The sequence below is a fragment of the Aggregatibacter segnis ATCC 33393 genome (assembly GCF_900476035.1).
Lineage (GTDB): Bacteria > Pseudomonadota > Gammaproteobacteria > Enterobacterales > Pasteurellaceae > Aggregatibacter > Aggregatibacter segnis.
Map to the genome: position 1 here is coordinate 1254664 of NZ_LS483443.1, position 24146 is coordinate 1278809.

General features: G+C 41.6%; 25 protein-coding genes and 1 tRNA gene. 20 read left to right on the forward strand and 6 right to left on the reverse strand.

The genetic code is table 11. The features are described from left to right. Positions 1-70: 70 nt before the first annotated feature. The 5 genes from DQN58_RS06205 to DQN58_RS06225 all read left to right on the forward strand — a co-directional run bounded on the left by DQN58_RS06205 (position 71) and on the right by DQN58_RS06225 (position 4242). Entirely contained in the window at positions 71-526 is a 456-nt protein-coding gene (locus DQN58_RS06205) for an outer membrane lipoprotein (protein WP_006717807.1), read from the forward strand. 137 nt (positions 527-663) lie between these two features. Next, positions 664-1746 carry a peptide chain release factor 1 gene (gene prfA, locus DQN58_RS06210; protein WP_006717808.1) on the forward strand — a complete coding sequence of 361 codons (1083 nt, stop codon included), beginning with the start codon at positions 664-666 and terminating at the stop codon, positions 1744-1746. Positions 1747-1789: 43 nt separating this feature from the next. Continuing rightward, entirely contained in the window at positions 1790-2689 is a 900-nt protein-coding gene (prmC, locus tag DQN58_RS06215) for a peptide chain release factor N(5)-glutamine methyltransferase (RefSeq protein WP_006717810.1), read from the forward strand. Between the two features lie 9 nt (positions 2690-2698). Beyond that, positions 2699-3553 (forward strand): 3-deoxy-8-phosphooctulonate synthase, encoded by an 855-nt coding sequence (gene kdsA / locus DQN58_RS06220; protein WP_006717813.1) that lies wholly within the window; start codon positions 2699-2701, stop codon positions 3551-3553. Positions 3554-3729: 176 nt separating this feature from the next. Next, entirely contained in the window at positions 3730-4242 is a 513-nt protein-coding gene (locus DQN58_RS06225; RefSeq protein ID WP_032998117.1) for an NlpC/P60 family protein, read from the forward strand. A gap of 86 nt (positions 4243-4328) precedes the next feature. Here the strand turns inward: DQN58_RS06225 and DQN58_RS06230 are convergent, their stop codons facing one another. Continuing rightward, complete coding sequence (locus tag DQN58_RS06230) at positions 4329-4778, reverse strand: LexA family protein (RefSeq protein ID WP_006717818.1); 450 nt, start codon at positions 4776-4778, stop codon at positions 4329-4331. 317 nt (positions 4779-5095) lie between these two features. On the opposite strand from DQN58_RS06230, the gene sstT reads away from it, so the two are divergent. The 7 genes from sstT (at position 5096) to DQN58_RS06265 (ending at position 11633) form a co-directional block, all read left to right on the forward strand. Beyond that, complete coding sequence (gene sstT / locus DQN58_RS06235; protein WP_006717820.1) at positions 5096-6334, forward strand: serine/threonine transporter SstT; 1239 nt, start codon at positions 5096-5098, stop codon at positions 6332-6334. A 124-nt stretch (positions 6335-6458) separates the two neighbouring features. Next, complete coding sequence (locus DQN58_RS06240; RefSeq protein WP_006717823.1) at positions 6459-6971, forward strand: hypothetical protein; 513 nt, start codon at positions 6459-6461, stop codon at positions 6969-6971. A 74-nt stretch (positions 6972-7045) separates the two neighbouring features. After that, positions 7046-8152 (forward strand): DNA polymerase IV, encoded by a 1107-nt coding sequence (dinB, locus tag DQN58_RS06245; protein ID WP_006717824.1) that lies wholly within the window; start codon positions 7046-7048, stop codon positions 8150-8152. 89 nt (positions 8153-8241) lie between these two features. After that, positions 8242-9069, forward strand: a complete 828-nt coding sequence (gene folP, locus DQN58_RS06250; RefSeq protein WP_006717826.1) for a dihydropteroate synthase — start codon at positions 8242-8244, stop codon at positions 9067-9069. Positions 9070-9135: 66 nt separating this feature from the next. Beyond that, positions 9136-10470 carry a phosphoglucosamine mutase gene (gene glmM / locus DQN58_RS06255; protein WP_006717828.1) on the forward strand — a complete coding sequence of 445 codons (1335 nt, stop codon included), beginning with the start codon at positions 9136-9138 and terminating at the stop codon, positions 10468-10470. Positions 10471-10488: 18 nt separating this feature from the next. Further along, entirely contained in the window at positions 10489-10959 is a 471-nt protein-coding gene (gene sixA / locus DQN58_RS06260) for a phosphohistidine phosphatase SixA (RefSeq protein WP_006717831.1), read from the forward strand. Between the two features lie 95 nt (positions 10960-11054). Continuing rightward, positions 11055-11633: a hypothetical protein gene (locus tag DQN58_RS06265; RefSeq protein ID WP_006717833.1), complete on the forward strand. Its 579-nt coding sequence runs from the start codon at positions 11055-11057 to the stop codon at positions 11631-11633. A gap of 18 nt (positions 11634-11651) precedes the next feature. On the opposite strand, the gene minC is transcribed toward DQN58_RS06265, so the two are convergent. Next, positions 11652-12314 (reverse strand): septum site-determining protein MinC, encoded by a 663-nt coding sequence (minC, locus tag DQN58_RS06270; protein ID WP_006717835.1) that lies wholly within the window; start codon positions 12312-12314, stop codon positions 11652-11654. 84 nt (positions 12315-12398) lie between these two features. Between minC and DQN58_RS06275 the strand changes: the two genes are divergently transcribed. The 7 genes from DQN58_RS06275 (at position 12399) to truB (ending at position 18921) form a co-directional block, all read left to right on the forward strand. Next, complete coding sequence (locus tag DQN58_RS06275) at positions 12399-12650, forward strand: YcgL domain-containing protein (protein ID WP_006717836.1); 252 nt, start codon at positions 12399-12401, stop codon at positions 12648-12650. A gap of 99 nt (positions 12651-12749) precedes the next feature. After that, positions 12750-12826, forward strand: a tRNA-Met gene (locus DQN58_RS06280). A 155-nt stretch (positions 12827-12981) separates the two neighbouring features. After that, positions 12982-13437 carry a ribosome maturation factor RimP gene (rimP, locus tag DQN58_RS06285; RefSeq protein WP_006717838.1) on the forward strand — a complete coding sequence of 152 codons (456 nt, stop codon included), beginning with the start codon at positions 12982-12984 and terminating at the stop codon, positions 13435-13437. Between the two features lie 23 nt (positions 13438-13460). Beyond that, complete coding sequence (nusA, locus tag DQN58_RS06290; protein ID WP_006717840.1) at positions 13461-14957, forward strand: transcription termination factor NusA; 1497 nt, start codon at positions 13461-13463, stop codon at positions 14955-14957. Positions 14958-14972: 15 nt separating this feature from the next. Continuing rightward, complete coding sequence (infB, locus tag DQN58_RS06295) at positions 14973-17462, forward strand: translation initiation factor IF-2 (RefSeq protein WP_006717842.1); 2490 nt, start codon at positions 14973-14975, stop codon at positions 17460-17462. A gap of 152 nt (positions 17463-17614) precedes the next feature. Beyond that, positions 17615-18001 (forward strand): 30S ribosome-binding factor RbfA, encoded by a 387-nt coding sequence (gene rbfA, locus DQN58_RS06300; RefSeq protein WP_006717844.1) that lies wholly within the window; start codon positions 17615-17617, stop codon positions 17999-18001. Then, on the forward strand, positions 18001-18921 hold the full coding sequence (gene truB, locus DQN58_RS06305; protein WP_006717846.1) for a tRNA pseudouridine(55) synthase TruB: 921 nt from the start codon (positions 18001-18003) through the stop codon (positions 18919-18921). Before rbfA ends, truB begins: the two co-directional genes overlap by 1 nt. A gap of 37 nt (positions 18922-18958) precedes the next feature. Here truB and DQN58_RS06310 read toward each other — a convergent pair whose 3' ends face one another. The 4 genes from DQN58_RS06310 to DQN58_RS06325 form a co-directional block, all read right to left on the reverse strand. Then, positions 18959-19789 carry a DNA ligase gene (locus DQN58_RS06310; protein WP_006717848.1) on the reverse strand — a complete coding sequence of 277 codons (831 nt, stop codon included), beginning with the start codon at positions 19787-19789 and terminating at the stop codon, positions 18959-18961. Between the two features lie 176 nt (positions 19790-19965). Next, positions 19966-20709: a YdcF family protein gene (locus DQN58_RS06315; protein WP_006717850.1), complete on the reverse strand. Its 744-nt coding sequence runs from the start codon at positions 20707-20709 to the stop codon at positions 19966-19968. A gap of 31 nt (positions 20710-20740) precedes the next feature. Continuing rightward, on the reverse strand, positions 20741-21706 hold the full coding sequence (locus DQN58_RS06320) for a polysaccharide pyruvyl transferase family protein (protein WP_006717853.1): 966 nt from the start codon (positions 21704-21706) through the stop codon (positions 20741-20743). Further along, entirely contained in the window at positions 21703-23226 is a 1524-nt protein-coding gene (locus DQN58_RS06325) for an oligosaccharide flippase family protein (protein WP_006717855.1), read from the reverse strand. The genes DQN58_RS06320 and DQN58_RS06325 overlap by 4 nt, the downstream gene beginning before the upstream one ends. 148 nt (positions 23227-23374) lie before the next feature. Here DQN58_RS06325 and DQN58_RS06330 point away from each other — a divergent pair, with 148 nt between their 5' ends. Beyond that, positions 23375-24145 (forward strand): glycosyltransferase family 25 protein, encoded by a 771-nt coding sequence (locus DQN58_RS06330; RefSeq protein ID WP_006717856.1) that lies wholly within the window; start codon positions 23375-23377, stop codon positions 24143-24145. Position 24146 lies beyond the last annotated feature (1 nt).

Below are 24146 nucleotides of genomic sequence, written 5' to 3' on the forward strand. Positions count from 1 at the left end.
GATTTATCGTTTATTTATCAAAGAATAAATAAGCAAAATAAAAGGTTAATTTCGTGTTTAAGGAGCTTTTATGAAAAAGATCGCATTAGCTATTTTAATGAGCTTAACTCTTGTTGGGTGTGCCAATGAAGATATTTATGGCGGTAACGTCTATTCTGGCGCTCAAGCGAAAGAAGCCCGCTCGATTAGTTACGGCACAATCGTTTCCACTCGCCCAGTGAAAATTCAATCAGACAATCAAGGTGTGGTCGGCACGATCGGTGGTGGCGCGATTGGCGGTATTGCCGGTTCCACGATTGGTGGTGGCACAGGCAGAGCCCTAGCAACTGCGGTTGGTGCGGTTGCCGGTGCAGTTGTCGGTAGTAAGGTTGAAGAAAAAGCGAGCCAAGTTAGCGCCATTGAAATGGTTATTCGCAAAGATGACGGCAAAGAAATCGTTGTGGTGCAAAAAGCCGAAGCAAATTTAGTGCCAGGTGCGCGAGTGCGTATTGTTGGCGGTTCACGTTTGAATGTTTCCGCACTTTAATTTAAATAAGATGAGAAAGGCTTTTGAGATAGCTCGAAAGCCTTTTTTATTGCCTAAACTTCAATAACATTTCTATTCTGTGCTAGAATGCCCCGATTTTTTTATTTCCCTTTCCATTTTCCTTCGAAGGTTAAAGAATGAAACCCTCTATTATCAATAAATTAGATAGCTTAAAAGAACGTTATGAAGAGCTTGAAGCGTTGTTAGGCGATGCTTCTGTCATTAGTGATCAAGATAAATTCAGAGCCTATTCCAAAGAATATTCGCAACTTGAAGACGTGGTGAAAAGTTTTAGCCGTTGGAATCAGCTCAATGCCAATTTAGAAGAAGCGCAGCTCCTGCTTGACGATCCGGAAATGAAAGAAATGGCACAAATGGAGATTGAAGAATCCAAAGCCGAACTGGAACAAGTTGAGCAGCATTTACAAATTCTCTTATTACCGAAAGATCCGAACGACGAATATAACTGCTACCTTGAAATCCGTGCCGGTACTGGTGGTGATGAAGCTGGGATTTTCGCCGGCGATCTTTTCCGTATGTATAGCCGTTATGCGGAAACCAAACGCTGGCGCATTGAAGTGCTGAGCGAAAACGAAAGCGAGCAGGGCGGATTTAAAGAAATTATTGCTCTTGTCAGCGGCGATGGTGCCTATGGTCAATTAAAATTTGAATCAGGCGGTCACCGTGTACAACGTGTACCAAAAACTGAGTCACAAGGGCGTATTCATACCTCTGCGTGTACTGTTGCAGTGATGCCGGAATTACCGGAATCTGAAATGCCGGAAATTAACCCGTCAGATTTGCGTATTGACACCTATCGTGCTTCCGGTGCGGGTGGTCAGCACATCAATAAAACCGATTCCGCCGTGCGTATTACGCATATTCCAACCGGCATGGTGGTGGAGTGTCAGGATGAGCGTTCACAACATAAAAATAAAGCCAAAGCCTTGTCTGTGCTGGCTTCCCGTTTAGTACAACAAGAACAGGAAAAATTGGAGCAAGAGCAAGCGGATACCCGTCGTAACCTTTTGGGTTCCGGTGACCGTTCTGATAAGATTCGTACCTACAACTACCCACAAGGGCGTGTGACTGATCACCGCATTAACTTGACGATTTATCGCTTAGATGAAGTGATGAACGGTAAAATTGACGACTTGATTCAGCCGATTATCACCGAATATCAGGCGGATCAGTTGGCGGCATTGTCCGAACAGAATTAACGAGAGAACGAGCTTAACGGCTCGTTCATTTTATTTGACGAAAATGAATTATCAACAATGGCTGCAACACGCCGCGCAAGCGTTAAATCAGGCAAATCCTACGGAAAATGGCAGAACTGATGCACAGGTGTTATTGCAATTTGTGACGCAAAAATCTCGCGCATTTATTTTGGCTTTTGGCGAGACAGCGTTGGACGAAAAAACACAAGAAAAACTGACCGCACTTTTATCCCGTCGTTTGCAAGGTGAACCCATCGCTTATCTTCTCGGTGAAAAAGAGTTTTGGTCGTTGCCGTTGAATGTGTCGGCAGGTACGCTGATTCCGCGTCCGGATACCGAAATTTTGGTGGAAAAAGCTGTAGCGATTTCTGCAGAGGCGTTACAAAAGTGCGGTCAAAATTCCCAATGTTTTCGTATTTTAGATTTGGGTACCGGCACGGGTGCGATTGCCTTAGCGTTAGCGTCTGAATTAAAACCTATTGCGCAAAAACAGCAAATTCAGCTAGAAGTTATTGGAGTGGATGTTATGCCGAATGTGGTGGCGTTGGCGACATCCAATGCGGAAAAAAATCAGTTAGGCGTCAGTTTTTTACAAAGTCATTGGTTTGACAAGATGACAGGCACATTTGATTTGATTGTGAGTAATCCGCCTTATATTGATGCAAAGGATGAACATTTAACCCAAGGAGATGTACGCTTTGAGCCCTTGTCAGCGTTAGTGGCGGAAGAAGAAGGCTATGCGGACTTACGTCATATTATCGCCAATGCGCCGAAATTTATGCGGACAGGCGGTTATCTGTTGGTGGAACACGGTTGGCAACAAGGGGAAAAAGTGCGGTCGATTTTCCAAGAGAATTTTTGGACATCGATTGAAACTTTACGGGATTACGGAAATAATGAGCGCGTAACCTTAGGTTGTTGGGCTCAAATTGAAAATAAATAAGGAAGACATATGCAAAATAAATGCATTCAATTAGGCGATATTCAAATTGCCAACGATAAACCCTTTGTCTTATTTGGCGGCATGAATGTGCTCGAAAGCCGCGATATGGCAATGCAAGTGTGTGAAAAATATGTGGAAGTGACGCAAAAATTGGGCGTGCCTTATGTGTTTAAAGCCTCTTTTGATAAGGCAAACCGTTCTTCCATTCATTCTTATCGCGGCCCGGGCATGGAACAGGGATTGAAAATTTTTGCTGAGTTAAAGCAAACATTCGGTGTAAAAATCATTACGGATGTACATGAAATTTATCAATGCCAACCGGTTGCGGAGGTGGCGGATATTATTCAGTTACCGGCATTTCTTGCTCGCCAAACAGATTTAGTCGAAGCGATGGCGCGCACCGGTGCAATCATTAATGTGAAAAAACCGCAATTTTTAAGTCCGGGACAAATGGGCAATATTGTGGAAAAAATCGCTGAATGCGGCAACGATAAAGTGATTTTGTGTGATCGTGGCACGAATTTCGGCTATGACAATTTAATTGTTGATATGTTGGGTTTCAGCGTGATGAAAAATGTCTCTAAAGGTTGTCCGGTGATTTTTGATGTGACCCATTCATTGCAATGTCGTGACCCGTTTGGCGCTGCCTCCGGTGGGCGTCGCGCGCAAGTTACCGAACTTGCCCGTGCCGGTCTAGCTATCGGTTTGGCGGGGCTATTCTTAGAAGCTCACCCAGAACCGAGCAAAGCAAAATGTGATGGCCCGTCAGCGTTACCGTTAGATAAATTAGAAGCCTTCGTTGCACAAATGAAAGCAGTTGATGATTTGGTGAAATCCTTCCCTGAATTAGACACTTCTAACTAGTCTCTTCAATATTCAATATATAGTGCATAAAATTCCTTTTATGCACTATATATGCGATAAAACATGAATTTTATGAAATTAAACTGAGCTTTTTCTGGATTTTTTCTTCATTTTACGCTAGGATGCGGAAAAATTTTGTCAATGAATCTCTATTTAAATAAAAAAATTTAATGTTTATGTTTAAAAAATTTTTGATGATTGTTCCTTTATTTGTTTTGGCGGCATGTTCAAATTCTACAAAGAATGTTGCTGCTTCAGTACAAGATCAAGAACAGTTAAACCAATTAATTCATGCGCAACTAAAAACGAATAAACCGCATCAATATTCTGAGGTAATGGATAAACAACTTGCGAACGTATATCAAGAATGGGCAGGTACACGTTATCGTTTAGGCGGTCTGACGAAAGGGGGCATTGATTGTTCCGGTTTTATGCAAACGACTTTCTTGAAAGCTTATGGTTTAGCATTGCCTCGCTCTACATCTGAACAACGTTATGTCGGCACAAAAATTGAAAAAAGTGAATTAAAAGTTGGTGATTTAGTTTTCTTCCGTAAAAACAAGCATGTTGGCGTGTATATTGGCGGTGATAAATTTATGCATTCCAGTACAAGTCGTGGTGTCATTATTGAGTCATTAAATGATGATTACTGGGCAAGGACTTATACTCAATCTCGTCGAGTGCTTTAAGTTTATTTTTCTGAAACATAAAAGAGCGGTCAAAAGTGTTAGCATTTTTGACCGCTCTTTTATTTGAGATGCCGGTAGTTCTTTTATTAGGCGGCAAACCCGAGTGTATTTTTACGTTGTAGTTGATGAATGACATTGGTTACGGTGCCTACAATCGGTAGTTCTCGCCAATTGGTCGTTTTAATATTTTCCATTTTAGAGTCCAAAGATAAGAAAATAAATTCCCCGTTGTTGTGTGCAATAAACTCATATACGTGAAATTCATTGTTTACTTCAAGGACGATCAATTCGTCTAAAAATAATTCCTCATTATTTTCTACGACCAACATATCACCTTCTTCAATTCCCCAGGCGAGCATATTGGGATTTGTCATTCGAATAAAACATGTTTGTTGAGGACGTTTAATGCAGTACAAGTTGAGATCAAGTTTTTTATTGAAACTACGATTTTCTTGTTTCATATCTTCAAAAAAAGGAATGGGTTGATAAGAAAACATGTGATCGTTTTGTGCAACAACGTTGTGGTGGTAGTTCATATCTGCTCCTCAGTAAAATAAACTGTATTTTTATACAGTTAAATATACTGTTTTTATATCCAGTAAGTCAACAGGTGAAAAATAAATTTTTGAATTATTTTTTCGATAGGATAATGCAAGAATTATTGTTTTCTAAAAAAGTATTAGGTTTATTAAATTTAATCTAAAGAAATTTATCAAAATTTCTATAAACTTAATGAAAGTTAAATGTTCGTATTTATTTTATCAAAAAAATCCGCTATCTTTATCGCCCTAGGGGAATCAGTTTTGATTCTAAGATCAACCGCAAGTGATTGCATAACTCTCGTTAACTTATTATGAATATGTCTCGTTTAATTTCACTCTTCTTCCAAGGCAGTTTGGTCAAACGTATTGCTGTTGGTTTAGTGTTAGGTATTTTGGTCGCACTCATTACACCTATGTTACAACCGACATTAGGTTTTAACTTGGCTGAAAAAGTCGGTGTGTTAGGTCAAATTTTTGTTCGTTCACTACGTGCTGTTGCACCATTATTGATCTTTGTTTTGGTTATGGCCGCAATTGCCAATAAGAAAGTGGGTTCCAAAACTAGCATGAAATCCATCATTGTGTTGTATTTGGTCGGTACTTTCTTAGCAGCATTAGTTGCTGTTATTGCAGGATTCTTGTTCCCAACAGAAGTTGCATTATCAGTAAAAGAAGATATTTCCGCTGCACCAAAAGGTGTTGGAACCGTATTGTTGGATTTAATTTTCAATATGGTGGACAACCCGTTAAATGCATTATTTAAAGCAAATTTCATTGGCGTATTAACTTGGTCTATCGGCTTAGGTTTGGCCTTACGTCATGCTTCTGATGCAACTAAAACCGTGATTTCTGATATTTCTGAAGCGGTCTCCAAAATTGTTTATGTCGTTATTTCATTTGCGCCAATCGGTGTATTCGGTTTAGTTTCTGAAACATTAGCGGATAAAGGCTTGGTGGCATTAGGTGGCTATATTCAATTATTAAGCGTGTTAGTCGGCTCCATGTTGTTTGTAGCTTTTGTTGTGAATCCGGTTTTAGTTTTCTGGAAAATCCGTCGTAATCCGTATCCACTCGTTTGGACTTGTTTACGTGAAAGTGGCGTAACCGCATTCTTTACCCGTAGCTCTGCAGCGAATATTCCGGTGAATATCAATCTTGCGAAACGCCTGAATTTAGATGAAGAAACGTATTCTGTTTCTATCCCGTTGGGCGCAACCATTAATATGGCTGGTGCTGCGATTACGATCACTATTTTAACGCTTGCGGCAGTAAATACGTTAGGTATTGAGGTTTCTTTTGGTAGCGCGATTTTGTTAAGTCTTGTTGCCAGTTTATGTGCTTGTGGTGCTTCCGGAGTTGCCGGTGGTTCATTATTGTTAATTCCATTAGCATGTAGTCTATTTGGAATTTCTGATGATGTTGCGGCACAAATGATCGGGGTTGGTTTCATTATCGGTATCTTACAAGATTCTACAGAAACCGCACTTAACTCATCTACTGACGTACTTTTTACTGCAGCCGCTTGTATTGCAGATGAAGACAAAAAGTAGAAGATAAACTTGTACAATTGAAATAATCAAAAAGGATAGAAATTCATCTATCCTTTTTACTTTTTATTTCGCGCGGTATATTCTTTTAACCCATTACTTCTTAATTTAGATAGAGGTCATTTGAATGAAATTATTTGTTTTCATTTTTTTATCGTTCATCTTTTCCTGCAATACGGTTGTTGCGGCAGAAAAAAATATTCAAGGGATACAAAATCAGCTCGAGCAACAAGTTGATAAAAAAAACTCAAATGCGCAAAGTGTTTCCTTGGGCGTTTTTCAAAATTATGTTGTTGTAGGTTTTGAAGGGCGGGAGATTGCGGTCGATGACAATAATCAGGCTTATGTCTTGGTCAAATTTACAGTTGAGAATAAAAGCAATAAACCAATAAGATTTCTTCAATGGCTAAGTGTCTATACATACGATAAACAAATTGTTCATTTACAAAGCGTGCCATTAAGTTTTGCTCAACCAATGGCGCCTGCAGCTAAGGCGGATATTAATTTGCGAATTCCATTTAATAAAGTGCCGAATGAATATCGCTCTTTATTTAGTAATGTACAAGAAAACTTAATGATTTATGCCGTACCGGAAAATGTTGTTTTTGCGGATGGGCAAAAAATGAATGTTAAAAATTAAATACTGCTTTTTTATCCAGTGATTTATGCTAAAGTGCGGTTAGAAAATAACATGTTTTTTAACCGCACTTTTTTATGCCTGATTCTCTTTCCCGCAAGCCTAGAAAAATTATTCACATTGATATGGACTGTTTTTACGCTTCCATTGAAATGCGTGAAAATCCTACATTGGCGGATAAGCCTGTTGCTGTTGGTGGAAGGCCAGAGCAACGAGGCGTGTTGACAACATGTAATTATATTGCCCGAAAGTTTGGGCTACACAGTGCAATGCCAACCGCACAGGCGCTAAAATTGTGCCCTCATTTGGTTTTACTGCCGGTTAACATGCCTCTATATCGCGAGGTTTCCCGTCAAATTCATCAAATTTTCCAGCGTTATACGACAATCATTGAACCGCTTTCTTTAGATGAGGCTTATTTAGATGTAACCGATTGTGATAAATGTGCCGGTTCGGCAACTTGGATCGCACAAGATATTCGCCAAGCCATTTGGGATGAACTTCGGTTAACCGCTTCTGCCGGTGTTGCACCATTAAAATTTTTAGCCAAAATCGCATCTGATCAAAATAAACCAAACGGGCAATTTGTGATTGAGCCGAAAGATGTCGATGAGTTTGTTGCTCATTTGCCACTTAAAAAAATTCCAGGTGTGGGCAAAGTAACCTCGGAAAAATTACTGCAAATGGGCTTAGCATATTGTGCAGATGTACAAAAAATTGATCGGCATCTCTTGTTAAACGCATTGGGTAAGATGGGGCAACAAATTTGGTCATACAGCCATGGTATTGATGAGCGAATGATTCAGCCTCATCGAGAGCGTAAATCCATTGGTGTTGAAACGACATTATTGACGAATATTACTGCCTTGGAACAGGGCATTGCCGTGTTGGATGAGTTATATGCTCAATTAGTAAAACGAGTGCAACGTTCTGCTGTTAGTATTCCTTTTTCACAGTTGAGAAAAATCGGCGTGAAACTCAAGTTTGAAGATTTTCAGGTGACGACTCTAGAAAAAAGTGCGGTAGTTTTTTCGAGAGAAAATTTTCAACAGCTGCTAAGTCAAATTTGGCAACGGAGACAGGGGAGAAGTATTCGTTTAATTGGCTTGCATGTCATGTTGCCGGAAGAAAATCATTCAGGGCAAATGAGCTTGTGGGGATTTTCTGAAGAGCGTGATAAATAACCTCCTTTCTTATGCTTTCTTTTTGGCAGGCTATAGAAATTCTCTTATAATACACCGCACTTTTTACCTAAACGGTAAGCGAATAATCTATGAAATTAACAGCAAATAATAAAACACTCGATCTTTCTACCCCTAAAATTATGGGGATCCTCAATTTCACCCCGGATTCTTTTTCTGATAGCGGTAAATTTTTCCAATTAGACAAGGCGTTGTTCCAAGTAGAAACGATGTTGAAGCAAGGCGCATCGATTATTGACATTGGGGGAGAGTCAACTCGTCCGATGGCAGAAGAGGTAACGTTAGAAGAGGAACTTGAGAGGGTTGTTCCTTTAGTTGAGGCGGTGAGAAAACGGTTCGATTGCTGGATTTCGGTAGATAGTTCCAAAGCACAGGTGATGCAAGAGGCCGCTAAGGTGGGCATGGATCTGATTAATGATATTCGTGCTTTACAAGAACCGGATGCATTACAAACCGCTGCTCGTTTGGCATTGCCGGTGTGCATTATGCATATGCAAGGGCAACCGCGAACAATGCAGCTCAATCCGCATTACGATGATGTGGTGGCGGATATTTTAAAATTTATGCAGCAGAGAACGGAACAATGTTTGGCTTCCGGAATCAAAAAAGAGAATCTGATTTGGGATCCGGGCTTTGGTTTTGGCAAAAGCGTGCAACATAATTATTGTTTGTTACAACAATTTTCTGTTTTCTGTGAACAAGGGTATCCGGTGTTGGCGGGAATTTCCCGTAAATCTATGATTGGTGCCGTATTGGATAAGCCTGTAGAACAACGGACCGTGGGCAGTGTGGCTGCCGCATTAATTGCTGCGATGAAAGGCGCCAGCATTTTGCGTGTGCATGATGTTGCTGAAACTGCTGATGCCCTTAAAATTTGGCTTGCAACACAGAATGCGTAATTGTGCTGTCAGACGAACGACGGCATAAAATAATAAATGACATTTTTATTAAGAAGGAATTGAAACATGGCTGAACGTAAATATTTTGGGACTGATGGGGTGCGTGGCAAAGTAGGTAACCATCCGATTACGCCTGATTTTGTTTTAAAACTCGGTTGGGCTGCAGGTAAAGTGTTAGCGACACAAGGGTCTCGCGTGGTGCTGATTGGTAAAGATACCCGAATTTCGGGCTATATGCTTGAATCCGCCCTTGAAGCCGGTTTGGCAGCAGCCGGTTTATCTGCCGCATTTACCGGCCCAATGCCAACCCCAGCGATTGCTTATTTAACCCGCACTTTCCGCGCGGAAGCCGGTATCGTGATTTCCGCTTCCCATAATCCGTATTATGACAATGGGATTAAATTCTTTTCTACACAAGGAACGAAATTACCCGATGATGTGGAGGAAGCTATCGAAGCCATGTTGGAGCAACCGATGGACTGTGTCGAATCTGCCGAATTAGGGCGTGCCAGCCGAATTAAAGATGCGGCAGGGCGTTATATTGAATTCTGTAAAAGTACGTTTCCGGCTCACTTGAGTTTAGAGGGATATAAAATTGTGGTGGATTGTGCCAATGGCGCAACCTACCATATTGCGCCGAATGTTATGCGTGAATTAGGCGCGGAAGTTATTGAAATTGGCACCCATCCGAATGGCATGAATATTAATGAAAAATGCGGTGCAACGGATATTAAAGCGTTACAACAAAAAGTGTTAGAAGTAAAAGCGGATGTCGGTTTGGCGTACGATGGTGATGGTGACCGTTTAATTATGGTGGATCATCTCGGTAATAAAGTCGATGGTGACCAAATATTATTTATTATTGCCCGTGAAGCCTTGCGCGAAGGGCGTTTGCAAGGCGGTGTCGTAGGCACCCTAATGAGCAATATGAGTCTTGAACTTGCCTTAAAACAATTAGCCATTCCGTTTGTGCGTGCCAATGTGGGCGACCGTTATGTGTTGGAACAAATGCAAGAACGCGGTTGGGGCTTAGGCGGTGAAAACTCGGGGCATATTATTATTGCGGATCGCAATACGACCGGCGATGGCATTATTGCGTCTTTAGCCGTGTTGACAGCAATGGTAAAACATCATTTGTCGCTGAACGAATTAGCCGATGCAGTTAAATTATTCCCACAAGTGTTAATTAATGTGCGTTTTGCCGGGGGGAATAATCCATTAGAAAGCGACGCCGTGAAAGCGGTGGCTGCCGAGGTTGAAAAGCGCTTGGCCGGCAAAGGACGTATTTTACTGCGTAAATCAGGCACTGAGCCGTTAATTCGCGTGATGGTGGAATGTGAAGACGGCACATTGGCTCAGCAATGTGCAGAAGAAATCGCGGAAGCGGTGAAGGCCAATTAATCTTTAAGGTCGTTATAAATGCATTTATTTATTATGCGTCATGGTGAAGCAGAATTGATGGCGAACTCGGATAAAGCGCGTCATCTTAACGCTAACGGCAGAGAGCAATCCCGACTTCAAGGAATGTGGCTAAAATCCACCGCACTTGAGTTCGATAAAGTCTTGGTGAGCCCTTATACCCGTGCTTTAGAAACCTTTGATGAAATTAATCAGGTTTTTGAGCAACAACTTTCTGATAAATTGGAAGTGTGGGAAGGTATTACGCCTTATGGTGATTCCGGCTTGGTGAGTTCTTATGTGGCTTTGTTGGAAAAAGAAGGGCACCGCAATCTCCTGCTGATCTCTCATTTGCCTTTGGTGGGGGATATTGTGAAGGAATTGTGCGGTCGAAATCCGGCGAGTTTTTATCCTGCTACGATTGTTGAGGTTCATTTGAATAATCACCGAGCTGAAGTTAAAGAAATAAAATATTTCAGTAAAACGAATTAAAAAACATTTCTTTTTACGTCATTTTGTTACACACTGTAAACGTCTTACAAAATAGGTTTGTGAGGCGTTTATTTTTTTATTCGTTAGGAGCTACTATGAAAAGAACAGTATTAACCGCCTTAGTCTTAGGTGCAGTGTTAAGTGTTACCGCTTGTGATGACAATAAAACTTCACAAAAAGTTGAACAGGCTAAAACCAGTGTTTCAGAAGCGAAAGATGCGGTAGTCAGTGCAGCACAAGATGTAAAAACGGCAACCGTTGAAGCTGTCAAAGAAACAAAAGACGCTGTGGCAGCAAAAGCTGGCGAAATGAAAGAAGCTGCTGCTGAGAAAGTCACTGAAGCAAAAGAAGCTGCAGCTGAAAAAATGGATGCAATGGCAACCAAAGCAGGAGAAATGAAAGACGCTGCGGCTGAGAAAGTGGCTGAAGCAAAAGAAACTGCAGCTGAAAAAATGGATGCAATGACAACTAAAGCAGGTGAAATGAAAGACGCAGCTGCTGAGAAAGTCGCTGAGGCAAAAGAAACCGCCTCTGAAAAAATGGATTCAATGGCAAGTAAAGCAGGTGAAATGAAAGATGCCGCAGCAGAGAAAGTGAGTCAAGCTGCAGATGCAGTATCTGAAAAAGCGGCTGAAGTGAAAGAAGCCGTAAAAGAACGCACTGAAAATAAATAAAAAGCAGATTGTCTGCTTTTAGAATGGGATAAAAACTAATTTATCCTTTTCAGCAAAAATCCTGACTGAACGATATAAAAATTCAGTTGGGATTTTTTCTTTGTGTAAGAAACGGCTATTTACCGCTAAAAATTCGGCATCTAAATATTGTGTATAGATCGCACCGGAATTGCTGTTGACCCCCGCCATGGCACGTCCTAATAATTCGCCATAAATATGAATATTGCCGTCTGCTGCGACTTCAGCGCCTTGTTCTACGTCGCCATGAATAATCAAATCACTGTTTTTCGCATAAATGACCTGCTTATCAATAACGCTGTGGGTTATGACTTTTGTCGGCAGACTACGAGGTTCGGGAAGTATTTCTGAAAGATTATCAATGTTGCCTAGAATCGGTAAGTCGGCGGTTAAAATTAATTCTCTTTGCAGATGATTTTGCCAGTCGGCAACCCCAATGACGTGAATGTGATATTCGGCAAGCAGGGCTTTTAGGTCGGTTAAATTCACTTTTTCCAGCATCGGATTGAATTGCAAAATTACTTCAATGTTTTTAAATAATGAAGGGGAAGTTTTGCTTTTCTTCGCCAATGCGCGCTTAATTGCGGTCAAGCTTGAACTATGGATACTGATAAATACAGCAGAAAATTGACCTGTTCGTAGTTCGATAATATCTTGAGCCATAAAGAAATTCCAAGGAAAAAAGTTGCTTAATGATAATGAATTATTGCAAAATCGGCAACTTGAACCTTGTCTTGGAGCAAAATTATGCTATGTGCTATTTATAAAAGCCCAAAAGAAGCGGGCATGTATCTTTATATTGAAAAACGCGATCAATTTGATGCGCTACCTGAAGCGTTATTAACGGTTTTTGGTAAACCGGTTTTTGTTATGTTGTTTAATCTTGCCGGTACAAAACCGTTGGTAAATGCCGATAAAACGGAAGTGTTACAGCAAATGAAAGAAAAAGGATTTTACTTACAAACGCCAAAAAAAGACGATTGGTTGTTTAGTCTTTAAAAGTGCGGTGGATTTTCAGACCGTTTTTTCTCAGGCTTTTACTGAATTAAATCTTGCTATTTGTGTTCTAGAACACTATAATACGCCACATATTTCGGACGCGGGGTGGAGCAGCTTGGTAGCTCGTCGGGCTCATAACCCGAAGGTCGTCGGTTCAAATCCGGCCCCCGCAACCAATCACAAGTTCAGTAAAAAGAACCCCAATTTTGGGGTTTTTTTATACGATAAATTTGTTGTTTAAATATCAACGCGTTGTTTTTAATACGTTGATAATTATTGAAAAACTGGGCTGTAAGCCCTTTTTTTACGTCTATCGTTTAGGGAGGTTGTTTTGGCAACTTTGGAACAAAAATTACAGGATTTATTACAAGGCTCGGTAGAAGATCTAGGCTGCGAGCTTTGGGGCATTGAATGCCAACGCGTCGGTCGTTATTTAACCGTGCGTTTATTTATTGATAAAGAAGGTGGTGTCACAGTAGATGACTGTGCCGATGTAAGCCGTCAAGTGAGCGCAGTGTTAGATGTGGAAGATCCGATTGCCGATAAATATAACCTTGAAGTGTCCTCACCTGGGTTAGATCGTCCGCTATTTACCTTGGCGCAATATACCCGTTATGTCGGTCAGGAAATTGTCGTGCATTTGCGTATTCCAGTGGCGGATCGTCGTAAATGGCAAGGCGAATTGGCTAAAATTGAAAATGACATGATTACGTTGATTGTGGATAAACAAGAACAGGTTTTGGCGTTTGGCAACATTCAGAAAGCCAACGTTGTTGCGAAATTTTAAATTTAAAGAAGGATAGAAAAAGCATGAGTAAAGAAATTTTATTAGCGGCAGAAGCCGTATCCAATGAGAAATTGCTTCCGCGTGAAAAAATTTTTGAAGCGTTGGAAAGCGCTATTGCCCTTTCCACCAAAAAGAAATACGAATATGACGTTGATGTTCGTGTTGCGATTAATACTAAGACCGGTGAGTTTGACACATTCCGTCGTTGGTTAGTGGTGGAAGAAGTGAATAACCCGACAAAAGAAATCACCTTAGAAGCAGCTCGTTTTGAAGACCCTAATGCACAAATTGGTGATTATGTGGAAGATCAAATCGAATCTATCGCCTTTGACCGTATTGCGATGCAAACTGCGCGTCAAGTGATTAGCACGAAAATTCGTGAAGCAGAACGCAGCAAAATCGTTGACCAATTCCGTTCGAAAGAAGGACAAATTATTACGGCGACCGTGAAGAAAAGTAACCGCGATAGCGTCATTTTAGATGTGAATGGTGAAGACGGTAATAAAGCAGAAGCGGTGATGTTGCGTGAGGATATGTTGCCACGTGAAAACTTCCGTCCAGGTGACCGTGTGCGCGGCGTGTTATATAAAGTGAGTCCGGAAAGCAAAGGCGCACAATTATTCGTGACGCGTGCTAAACCGGAAATGTTAATTGAATTATTCCGTTTGGAAGTGCCGGAAATTGGTGAAGAATTGATCGAAATTAGAAGTGCAGCACGCGATCCTGGTTCTCGCGCTAAAATTGCGGTGAAGAGCAATGATAAACGTATTGACCCTGTAGGTGCTTGCGTAGGGATGCGTGGTGCTCGTGTTCAAGCGATTACCAATGAATTAGGCGGTGAACGTGTTGATATCGTGCTTTGGGATGACAACCCGGCACAATTTGTGATCAATGCTATGGCTCCGGCAGATGTGAGTTCTATCGTGGTTGATGAAGATAAACATGCGATGGATATTGCGGTAGAAGAAGCTAACTTAGCGCAAGCCATTGGTCGTAATGGTCAAAACGTGCGTTTGGCAACTCAATTAACCGGTTGGGTGTTAAACGTCATGACTACCCAAGACTTAAATGCAAAACACCAAGCGGAAGACGACAAAGTATTGAACTTGTTCATTGATGCCTTGGAGATCGACGAGGAGTTTGCACAATTATTAATTGATGAAGGTTTCTCTACGTTAGAAGAATTGGCTTATGTTTCCGTGAGCGAATTAACCGCCATTGACGGTTTGGAAGATGAAGATTTAGTAGAGGAATTGCAAACCCGCGCGAAAAATGCCATTACAGCGAAAGCATTGGCAGAAGAAGAAGCGTTGAAGAAAGCAAAAATTGAAGATCGTTTGTTGAATCTTGAAGGCATGAATCGTCACATCGCCTTTAAATTGGCAGAAAAACAAATCACGACCTTGGAAGATCTTGCTGAGCAAGGCGTTGATGATTTAGCCGACATTGAAGGACTCAGTGCCGAACAAGCTGCAGATTTAATTATGGCAGCTCGAAACATTTGTTGGTTCACTGAGTAATGAAGGAGTGAAAAGATGACAGAAGAATTAAAAAATGCCCCAAAGAAACTGAGCTTACAGCGTAGAACAAAAACGACCGTGAGCGGAACGAGCGCTTCTGGTAAGAGTAAAGAAGTGCAGGTTGAAGTACGTAAAAAACGTACAATTCCAACAGAAGCGGCACAAAGAGCTGAAGAGGCCGCAAAATTAAAAGCGAAACAAGAAGCTGAGCAAAAAGCGGCGGAAGAAAAAGCGCTAAGAGAAAAAGCCGCCAAAGAGAAAGCAGCGAAAGACAAAGAAGCCGCGGAAAAAGCGAAACAAGCTCAAAGTGCGGTTGAAAATAAACCTAAATCGGTTGATCCGGAAAAAGAAAAACGTAAAGCCGAAGAGGCGGAATTACGCCGTAAAGCGGAAGAGTTAGCCCGTCAAAAAGCGGAAGAACAAGCGCGTAAAGCGGCTGAGGAAGCGAAACGTTATGCTGAAGCTGATACGTCAAGCAATGAAAGCGCATCAGAAGATTATACCGATTACAATTTAAGCTCTCGTTATGCTTTAGAAGCAGAAGATGAAGAAGAACGTCGTAATGAAGGTCGCGGTCGCGGTAAAAATAAAGTGGCCAAAGCGAAAAAAGGCGGACGTGATGACGAAAGCAATAAAAACGAGCGCGAGTCTAACCGCCGCAATCTAAAAGACGGTAAATTCGGTAAGGGTAAAAATGGTAAGAAAGGTGCAGCATTACAACAAGCCTTTACAAAACCAGTTCAGGCTGTGAAAACGGATGTTGTCATTGGTGAAACCATTACCGTTGCAGAATTAGCAAATAAAATGGCGACCAAAGCGACCGAAATCATCAAAGCGATGATGAAAATGGGCGAAATGGTGACCATCAATCAAGTGCTTGACCAAGAAACGGCACAATTAGTGGCAGAAGAATTAGGTCACAAAGTCATTCTTCGTAACGAAAATGAACTTGAAGAAGAAGTATTAGGCGATCGTGATGTTAATGCTGAAAAAGTGACGCGTGCGCCGGTAGTAACTATTATGGGCCACGTTGACCATGGTAAAACCTCATTACTTGACTACATTCGTAAAGCCAAAGTGGCAGCCGGCGAGGCGGGTGGTATTACTCAGCACATCGGTGCATACCATGTAGAAATGGATGACGGTAAGATGATTACCTTCCTAGATACTCCGGGACACGCGGCATTTACCTCCATGCGTGCACGTGGTGCGAAAGCAACGGATATCGTCGTGCTTGTGGTTGCAGCAGATGATGGTGTGATGCCTCAAACCATTGAAGCGATCCAACACGCGAAAGCAGCCGGTGCGCCTTTAGTGGTTGCGGTGAATAAAATTGATAAACCGGAAGCCAACCCGGATCGCGTAGAACAAGAATTACTTCAACATGAAGTGATTTCTGAAAAATTCGGTGGTGATGTGCAATTCGTCCCTGTTTCTGCGAAGAAAGGTACTGGTGTTGATGACTTATTAGATGCCATCTTACTTCAATCAGAAGTACTTGAATTAACGGCTGTAAAAGACGGCATGGCAAGTGGTGTAGTAATTGAATCTTACCTTGATAAAGGCCGCGGTCCGGTGGCAACCATTCTTGTTCAATCAGGTACTTTACGTAAAGGTGATATCGTACTTTGTGGTTTTGAATACGGTCGTGTTCGTGCAATGCGTGATGAAAACGGTAAAGAAATCGATGAAGCCGGTCCATCTATTCCAGTGGAAGTGTTAGGTCTTTCCGGTGTGCCTGCAGCGGGTGATGAAGCAACTGTCGTTCGTGATGAGAAAAAAGCACGTGAAGTGGCATTACACCGTCAAGGCAAATTCCGTGAAGTGAAACTGGCTCGTCAGCAAAAAGCGAAACTCGAAAATATGTTTAGCAATATGACGGAAGGGGATGTCGCTGAACTGAATATCATTGTGAAAGCAGACGTACAAGGTTCTGTAGAAGCAATTATTCAATCGTTACAAGATCTTTCTACTGATGAAGTGAAAGTGAAAGTTGTCGGTTCCGGTGTAGGTGGTATTTCTGAAACTGACGCAACGTTAGCCGCAGCCTCCAACGCGATTATGGTCGGCTTTAACGTCCGTGCGGATGCATCAGCCCGCCGTATTATCGAAGCCGAAAATATCGACCTTCGTTATTACTCCATCATTTATGAACTCTTAAATGATGTGAAAGCAGCGATGAGCGGTATGTTACAACCTGAATTCAAACAAGAAATCATCGGCTTGGCTGAAGTGCGTGATGTGTTTAAACATCCGAAATTCGGTGCGATTGCTGGTTGTATGGTGACTGAAGGTATTGTGAAACGTAACAACCCAATCCGCGTATTACGCGACAACGTGGTGATCTTCGAAGGTGAATTGGAATCTCTCCGTCGCTTCAAAGACGACGTATCTGAAGTTCGTAACGGTATGGAATGTGGTATCGGCGTGAAGAACTACAATGACGTAAAAGTCGGCGACCAGATTGAGGTGTTCGAAGTCGTTGAGATTAAACGCTCGATTTAATCTTAAAAGAAAGTGCGGTCAAATTTGACCGCACTTTTTGCCTTACTCTATGTGATATAACTTGCCCTTTATGGCAACATAAACGTTCCCAAGGGGAAAAATTATGCCTAACCGAAGGTGTTCTTACCTGCGGACAATTAAAGAGAAACAAAATGGCTCGAGAATTCAAACGTAGCGACCGTGTCGCACAAGAAATCCAAAAAGAAATCGCGGTGATTTTACAACGCGAAGTGAAAGATCCGCGTATTAGTATGGTGACGGTGTCCGACGTGGAAGTGTCTAGTGATTTAGCTTATGCAAAAGTTTTCGTCACCTTCTTATTTGATCATGATGAACAGGCGATTGCGCAGGGCATGAAAGGCTTGGAAAAAGCGGCGCCTTATATTCGCACGCTGTTAGGCAAAGCTATGCGTCTGCGTATCGTGCCGGAGATTCGTTTTATTTACGATCAATCTTTGGTGGAAGGTATGCGCATGTCTAACTTGGTGACCAATGTTGTGCGCGAAGATGAGAAAAAACACGTTGAGGACAAAGACTAATGTCCAAACCGCGTAAACGTGGGCGTGATATTCACGGCGTGTTTTTGTTGGATAAGCCGCAAGGTATGTCTTCCAACGACATCATGCAAAAAGTGAAACGCATTTTTCAGGCAAACAAAGCGGGGCATACCGGCGCGTTAGATCCGCTTGCCACCGGAATGTTGCCTATCTGTTTGGGCGAAGCCACCAAGTTTTCGCAGTTTTTGTTAGATGCCGATAAACATTATTTAGTCACGGCAAAACTAGGGGAACGTACTGATACATCCGATGCAGAAGGACAGATTGTTGAAACTCGTGAAGTAAAGGTTAAAACATCTGAAATTTTGACCGCACTTGAGCAATTCCGTGGGAATATTTTGCAAGTGCCAACCATGTTTTCGGCGTTGAAGCATAATGGCAAACCGCTTTATGAATACGCCCGTCAAGGTATCACGGTGGAGCGGGAAGCGCGTCCCATTACGATCTTTGAACTGAACTTCATCGAATACAATGCGCCTTATTTAACCCTAGAGGTGCATTGTTCCAAAGGTACTTACATTCGCACCTTGGTGGATGATTTAGGTGAGGTATTGGGCTGCGGCGCTCATGTAACGATGTTGCGTCGCACAGCAGTAGCGGATTACCCAACAGAAAAAATGCTAGATTGGCACGCTTTACAAAGCTTGGCAGAACAGCAAGATTTAGCTTTATTAGATGCTTTATTATTGCCGATGGATACTGCCGTGGCAAAATTGCCGGCGTTAATCTTAAATGAAAGTCAAACACAAGGTATCGGATTTGGTCAACGGATAAAATTCGATAACCCCAACAGGTTGCAAGGACAAGTGCGGTTGTTTTCTCATGAAAATCGCTTCCTTGGTGTGGCAGTGATTGATGAAAATAACGTGATTCGTCCACAGCGATTAGTGGTATATGAATAGAAAGTGCGGTGAAATTTCACCGCACTTTTTTTATGTTTTATGGTGCGCTTGGTTCTTCGATTTTTTTGCGCCAGTAAGTGGCAAATCTTGGTTTCCCCTTGTTGGTTAACCCGCGGTATTTATAGGTGATGCTTGAACCGATAGGTGGGGGATTGATGCGATCAGCCAATTTGAACCCGGAACCAATTTTGAATTGCCCTCGGTGATTTTCGCAGGTAACCGATCCCATGACATTTTCAAATTGCCCTTTGCCGGTATGGTGGGCGATAACCGTGCATTCTTCATCAAGTGCGGTCTTTAATTTAAGAATTTGTGCGCTGCGTTTTCTTTCGTAGGGCGCATTGGGGTTACGAATCACGATGCCTTCGCCTTTTTGCTGTTCTACTTGCTGTAGAAATTGTCGAATATGCTCCGGGCTTTCAATAGGAGTCTGTTCGATGATTTCAATGTATTGAGAGGGATGTTTTGCTAAATAGGCTTTTAATGTTGCCAAACGGGCAAATAAATCCCCTTTAGCATCAGGCACATCAAAGATATATAGTTTTAATGTATGCCAACCCTTATCTTGATAAGCGCGCACGATAGAAGAGATTTCTGCAAATTGATCACGTTGGCTAAATAATTCCCCATCAATGGCAAACGGCGGAAAATTTTCTAGAAAATAAGCGGGTGGAGCCAGAGAAACGCCTCCTCGAGTAAAAAGCTGTTTGCCATCCCAATAGCCACGTACGCCATCCAATTTTTCACTCATCACCCATCCGGTTACGTTTTGATCTTTATAGTTTTCTAACAACATCAAATCAGGTTTTTCGGCGTAACAAGACACGCTAAACAAGAGCAGACTAAAGCAAAGTTTGAAATAACGCATAGAGGATTCCTTGAAATAAAAATCATCTTAAAACAAGGCATTGGAGCTGTAGAAAAAGGCTCATGATTTTGCGAGCATGATCGCAACTAAAAAATAAACGGACATAAAAAATGCGCCTGAAGAAGGGCGCATTTTAACGTGGGGCTGATTGAAAGTGCGGTAAGAAAACAGATAGATTATTTCTCTTTGAGATAGCCGATCCACTCTTTCAGTAATTGCATATTTTTTGCCATTGCACCTGCTTGAGGCACAAAGTGCATCATGTTTAATCCGTAAGAGTCAGGTGTAATGCCTTCGCCTACGCTTGCCGGCAAGACATCAAAGCCTTGCTGTTGAAACAAGAGTTTTGCCCGTTGCATATGCCATTCATTAGTCACCAGAATGATTTTATGGATGCCTTCTTTTTCTAGTAATTGACGGGTGTATAAGGCATTTTCTTTGGTGGTTAAAGATTTTTCTTCTAGCCATTTCGTCGGTACATTAAAGAACGTCTGTAATTCTTCTGCAGAAACTTTGCCTTCTGAGGCTCCGGTTGGGCTGACACCGCTAATCAATAACGGCAGTTGCGTTTCTTTTTGTAAATAAGCCGCGTAGCGCAAACGTTCTAGTTGTGTGGCAGAAGACGCAAGCGGTGCGTAGAGTTCTTTGCTATCACGCACGCCTCCCCCCAATAAAACGATCGCTTGAGCCTGTTTATAATCGTTTAAGGTTAAATGATCTTCGGTGACTAAGCTGTCTTTTAAGGTTTGTGCCGTGTAGGGAATGCTGACCAGATAGAGCAGCACAATGCCGAAAAAAGCACAAAGGCGACTTAATGTTTTGCATTTAAAGAATGAAAATAAAAGAGAAAATAGCCATAAAATCAAAATATTAAATGGTGGTAGCATCATGGCTGTGATGAGTTTTTTGAGTTCAAACATGATTTCATTCCATTAATTAATACACAACATCTTATTTTTGTTGAGTATAAAACTCGACAAAATCCAGTGGTTTTGTCCATAAATTGGCGTAGCCGGTGTTTTTGCCGTAAGAGTTATCGCAAACCATGTTCGGGATTTCCAATAAACAGGAAAAAATATGACCGTGCAGACGCGTCGTGGTGATGTTGTCATAGCTTAAAAACGTTTTGGCAACGCGTTTTATAATGCGTTTGGTGTATGCTTTCCAAAAGCGATGAACACTATTTTTTAAGCCGGTTAACTGATGACGCTTGGCGAATTTAGCTAAACGCCAAGTAGCGGCTAAGACTAAATCATCTCGTTCGGACAACATATCTTCCCAGTCTTTAATATGACTTCCTACAGGGAGTTGTGCGGTAATATTTTTTTCGATATCACTGGCTTCGATGTCTTTACGCAGGAAATAGAGGGCGTTTCCGCTTTGTGTCTTTTTCGTCGGCAATGTCCCGTACAGTTCATGCGCCATGTCCGGTGATAAATACACGTTTGGTGAAAACTGTTCAAAAGTTTTTGCCGTTCTTTCGTCTCGTGCCAGTAAATGACAATCCGAATGTTGGGCAAAAAGTGCGGCGGATTTTTCTAACGTTTCTTGGCTTTTATAGAATAACGTTTGTGGCAACACAATCACCCGATTGTTTGGAAAGGTTTGTACCACCGTTTCGCGAATTTTTTGGTGTTGCGGATAAAGGTCACCGAAATTCCCCCCGCCGTGGAGCAAAATTGTGGTGTTTGGGGTGATTTTTTGTTTCAGTTCTTCAATGTCCACATCAAATTCACTGCGTTTTAAGGTGACACGAATATTGTGATCCGTAAAAAACTGTTCTGTTCCGTGATAAATCAATAAATCGCCCACGTTTAAATGCAATGGATAATCAAGATAAAAAACATCGTTTTTATCTTGAATTAAATCTGCAATCGGAGCTAACTTGTTTTTTAAATCAATGAGTTGTTGATTCATCTTTTCACTCTTTTTCTTAAATAGCTAAATAAAAAGTCTTTTTCAGTTTTGTTTAATCCCACCATTAAGATGACTGAAATGAGTACGACTTCAAGAAGGAACGCTTCTCCTACAAATTCCAAGAATGAGTAGGTTCGCTGTGTGTCCGAGAAATAAATTAAGCCTAATAATAAGGCGAAAACCAGGCTGATATTTGTTAAGTATGAGACAAATTCTTTGCGATTAAATTTAATTCTTTTGTTAATAAAGTAGAGACGATAAAGCTGCATCAAAAGTGCGGTGCAGAATTTTCCAATAAAGGCATAGACCGGATTGTAACCTAAAGTAAACAGATAATAGGCAAGCGGCACGGTGCAAAGATCGATAATCGCCAAGATAACGTTGTATTGTTTAATGGTTTTAGAACCTATGGCTAACGCCGTCATCCAAAACGATCCCGCCATAGCACTGATGAGGGAGCAAACAAGCGTGGCTTGTACCAGTTTATCGGTGTACATCGGCACATTATCGCCCAACCAAAGGGTAAGTAAGGTGTGACTAAAATACAGCACCGGTGCAGATAAAATCGCGATTAAATAAAAAGAATATTTTGAGGTGCCTAAGATCAACTTTTTATTTCGCTCATAGTCTTTTCCCGCATAGGATTGCACCAGTTGCGGGTTAAACGCCACTTGGAAGTTGTTCACAAAACTATACACGGCGGTATCCACTTGAGTCGCAATACCGACCGCCGCATTTGCGGCAACGCCGAAGAACAGGTTGGTCACCATATTCAACCCTTGCGTTGATCCTACATAAGCGAGTTGTCCCACCAGCATCCAGCCGGAAAAACTCATCATTTCTTTGGTGGTATGCAAATCTTTCTCAAAATGGAAACGGGTTTCCGTGTAGAAAGCCTTGCGTGTGAAACGAAAATAAAGGGTAAACACCAATAGGCTGACACACAACAACAAGAGGCTATAAGAAATCAGTTTGTCGTAGTGTTCGATATGCATCAAAATAAAGATAGCGGTCAGTTTAAAGGCAGTTTCTGCCAATCCTAGCCAAGCATAGAAAGACATGCGTTCATGGGCAACAATCATGGCGTTAAAAGGCACTTTGATAATTTCAATCAAGGCAATGATCAAGGCAACCTGATAAACAATATTGGCCGCTTGCATACGTGCGGCAGGAATAATTAATTTATGGTTAAGGAACCACAGCCCAACAGTTTCTGCCAATAGCACCACAACCAACATAATCAATAAGTGATTGAGAATACTGATGTTAAACACTTTATTAATACGCTTGCTGTCGTTTGAGGCTTTTTCTACATTAATGAAGCGTTGTGTGGTGGCGGTCATGGTGCCATTAAAGAAAGAGAACAAAATCACCACGCCCATGACAATGTTGTAGATCCCGAAATCTTCCACGCCTAACACGCGCAACACCACGCGTGAGATATACAGCATCGCGCCCATGTTGAAGAGCATGCGGATATAAAGAAAGAGGGTGTTTTTAGCAATGGTTTTGTTGGACATCGGGAAAATCGAACTTGTGTTTTTACCGTAAAATAGGTGGGGGATTATAGATTTCTTTAGTATAATCAGCAATCTTTTATGCAACTATTTCGGTTTCCCGCCAACTGATAGACAAACCAGCAGACAATCGATTTTATAGAGATTTTTTATGAAGAAATATTTGATTTCGTTAGATAAGGATGTTCAGCGTCGCGAATTGTTCTTTTCTCAGCCTAACACGGCAGATTTTGAGGTGTTTTCCGCGATTAACACCATGCAGAAAGAATGGGATGCGTTGGCCGAAGTGTTCAATCCGACAAAGTTTGAGCAACATTATGGGCGCAACGTCACAAAAGGTGAAATAGGCTGTACCTTGAGCCATCTTGAGGTTTATCGCCGAATCGTTGCCGATGAGCGTATTGCGGAAACGGATTATGCGTTGATATGTGAAGATGATGCGCTGTTTAATGCCGATTTATCAGAAAAAACGACCGCACTTTTAACTCAACATTGCTCGGCAGATATTATTCTCATCGGGCAATCTAAAATCGCGACTTTTAATGACGTGGAATTGGAAATCAATTATCCGACAACATTTTCTTTTTTACGTCAAAAAGTGGCGGATGTGACGGTGGCATATCCGTATAAAAGTTATTTTGCCGGCACAGTGGCGTATCTCATTAAAAAGTCTGCAGCTCGTCGTTTTCTTGACGTGTTGATACAAGAAAAAGCTTTTTGGTTGGCAGATGATTTCCTGTTGTTTGAAACGCAATTTCACCTAAATAACAAGGTGGTACGCCCGTTAATGGCTATTGAAAATCCAACCCTCATGAGCAATTTAGAGGCGATTCGCGGCTCTAAATCTAATAATTTGGCAAAAAAATTATTGAAATACCCGTTAAAGAAACTGTTTGCAATTAAAAAGAATTTAGGAAAATAAC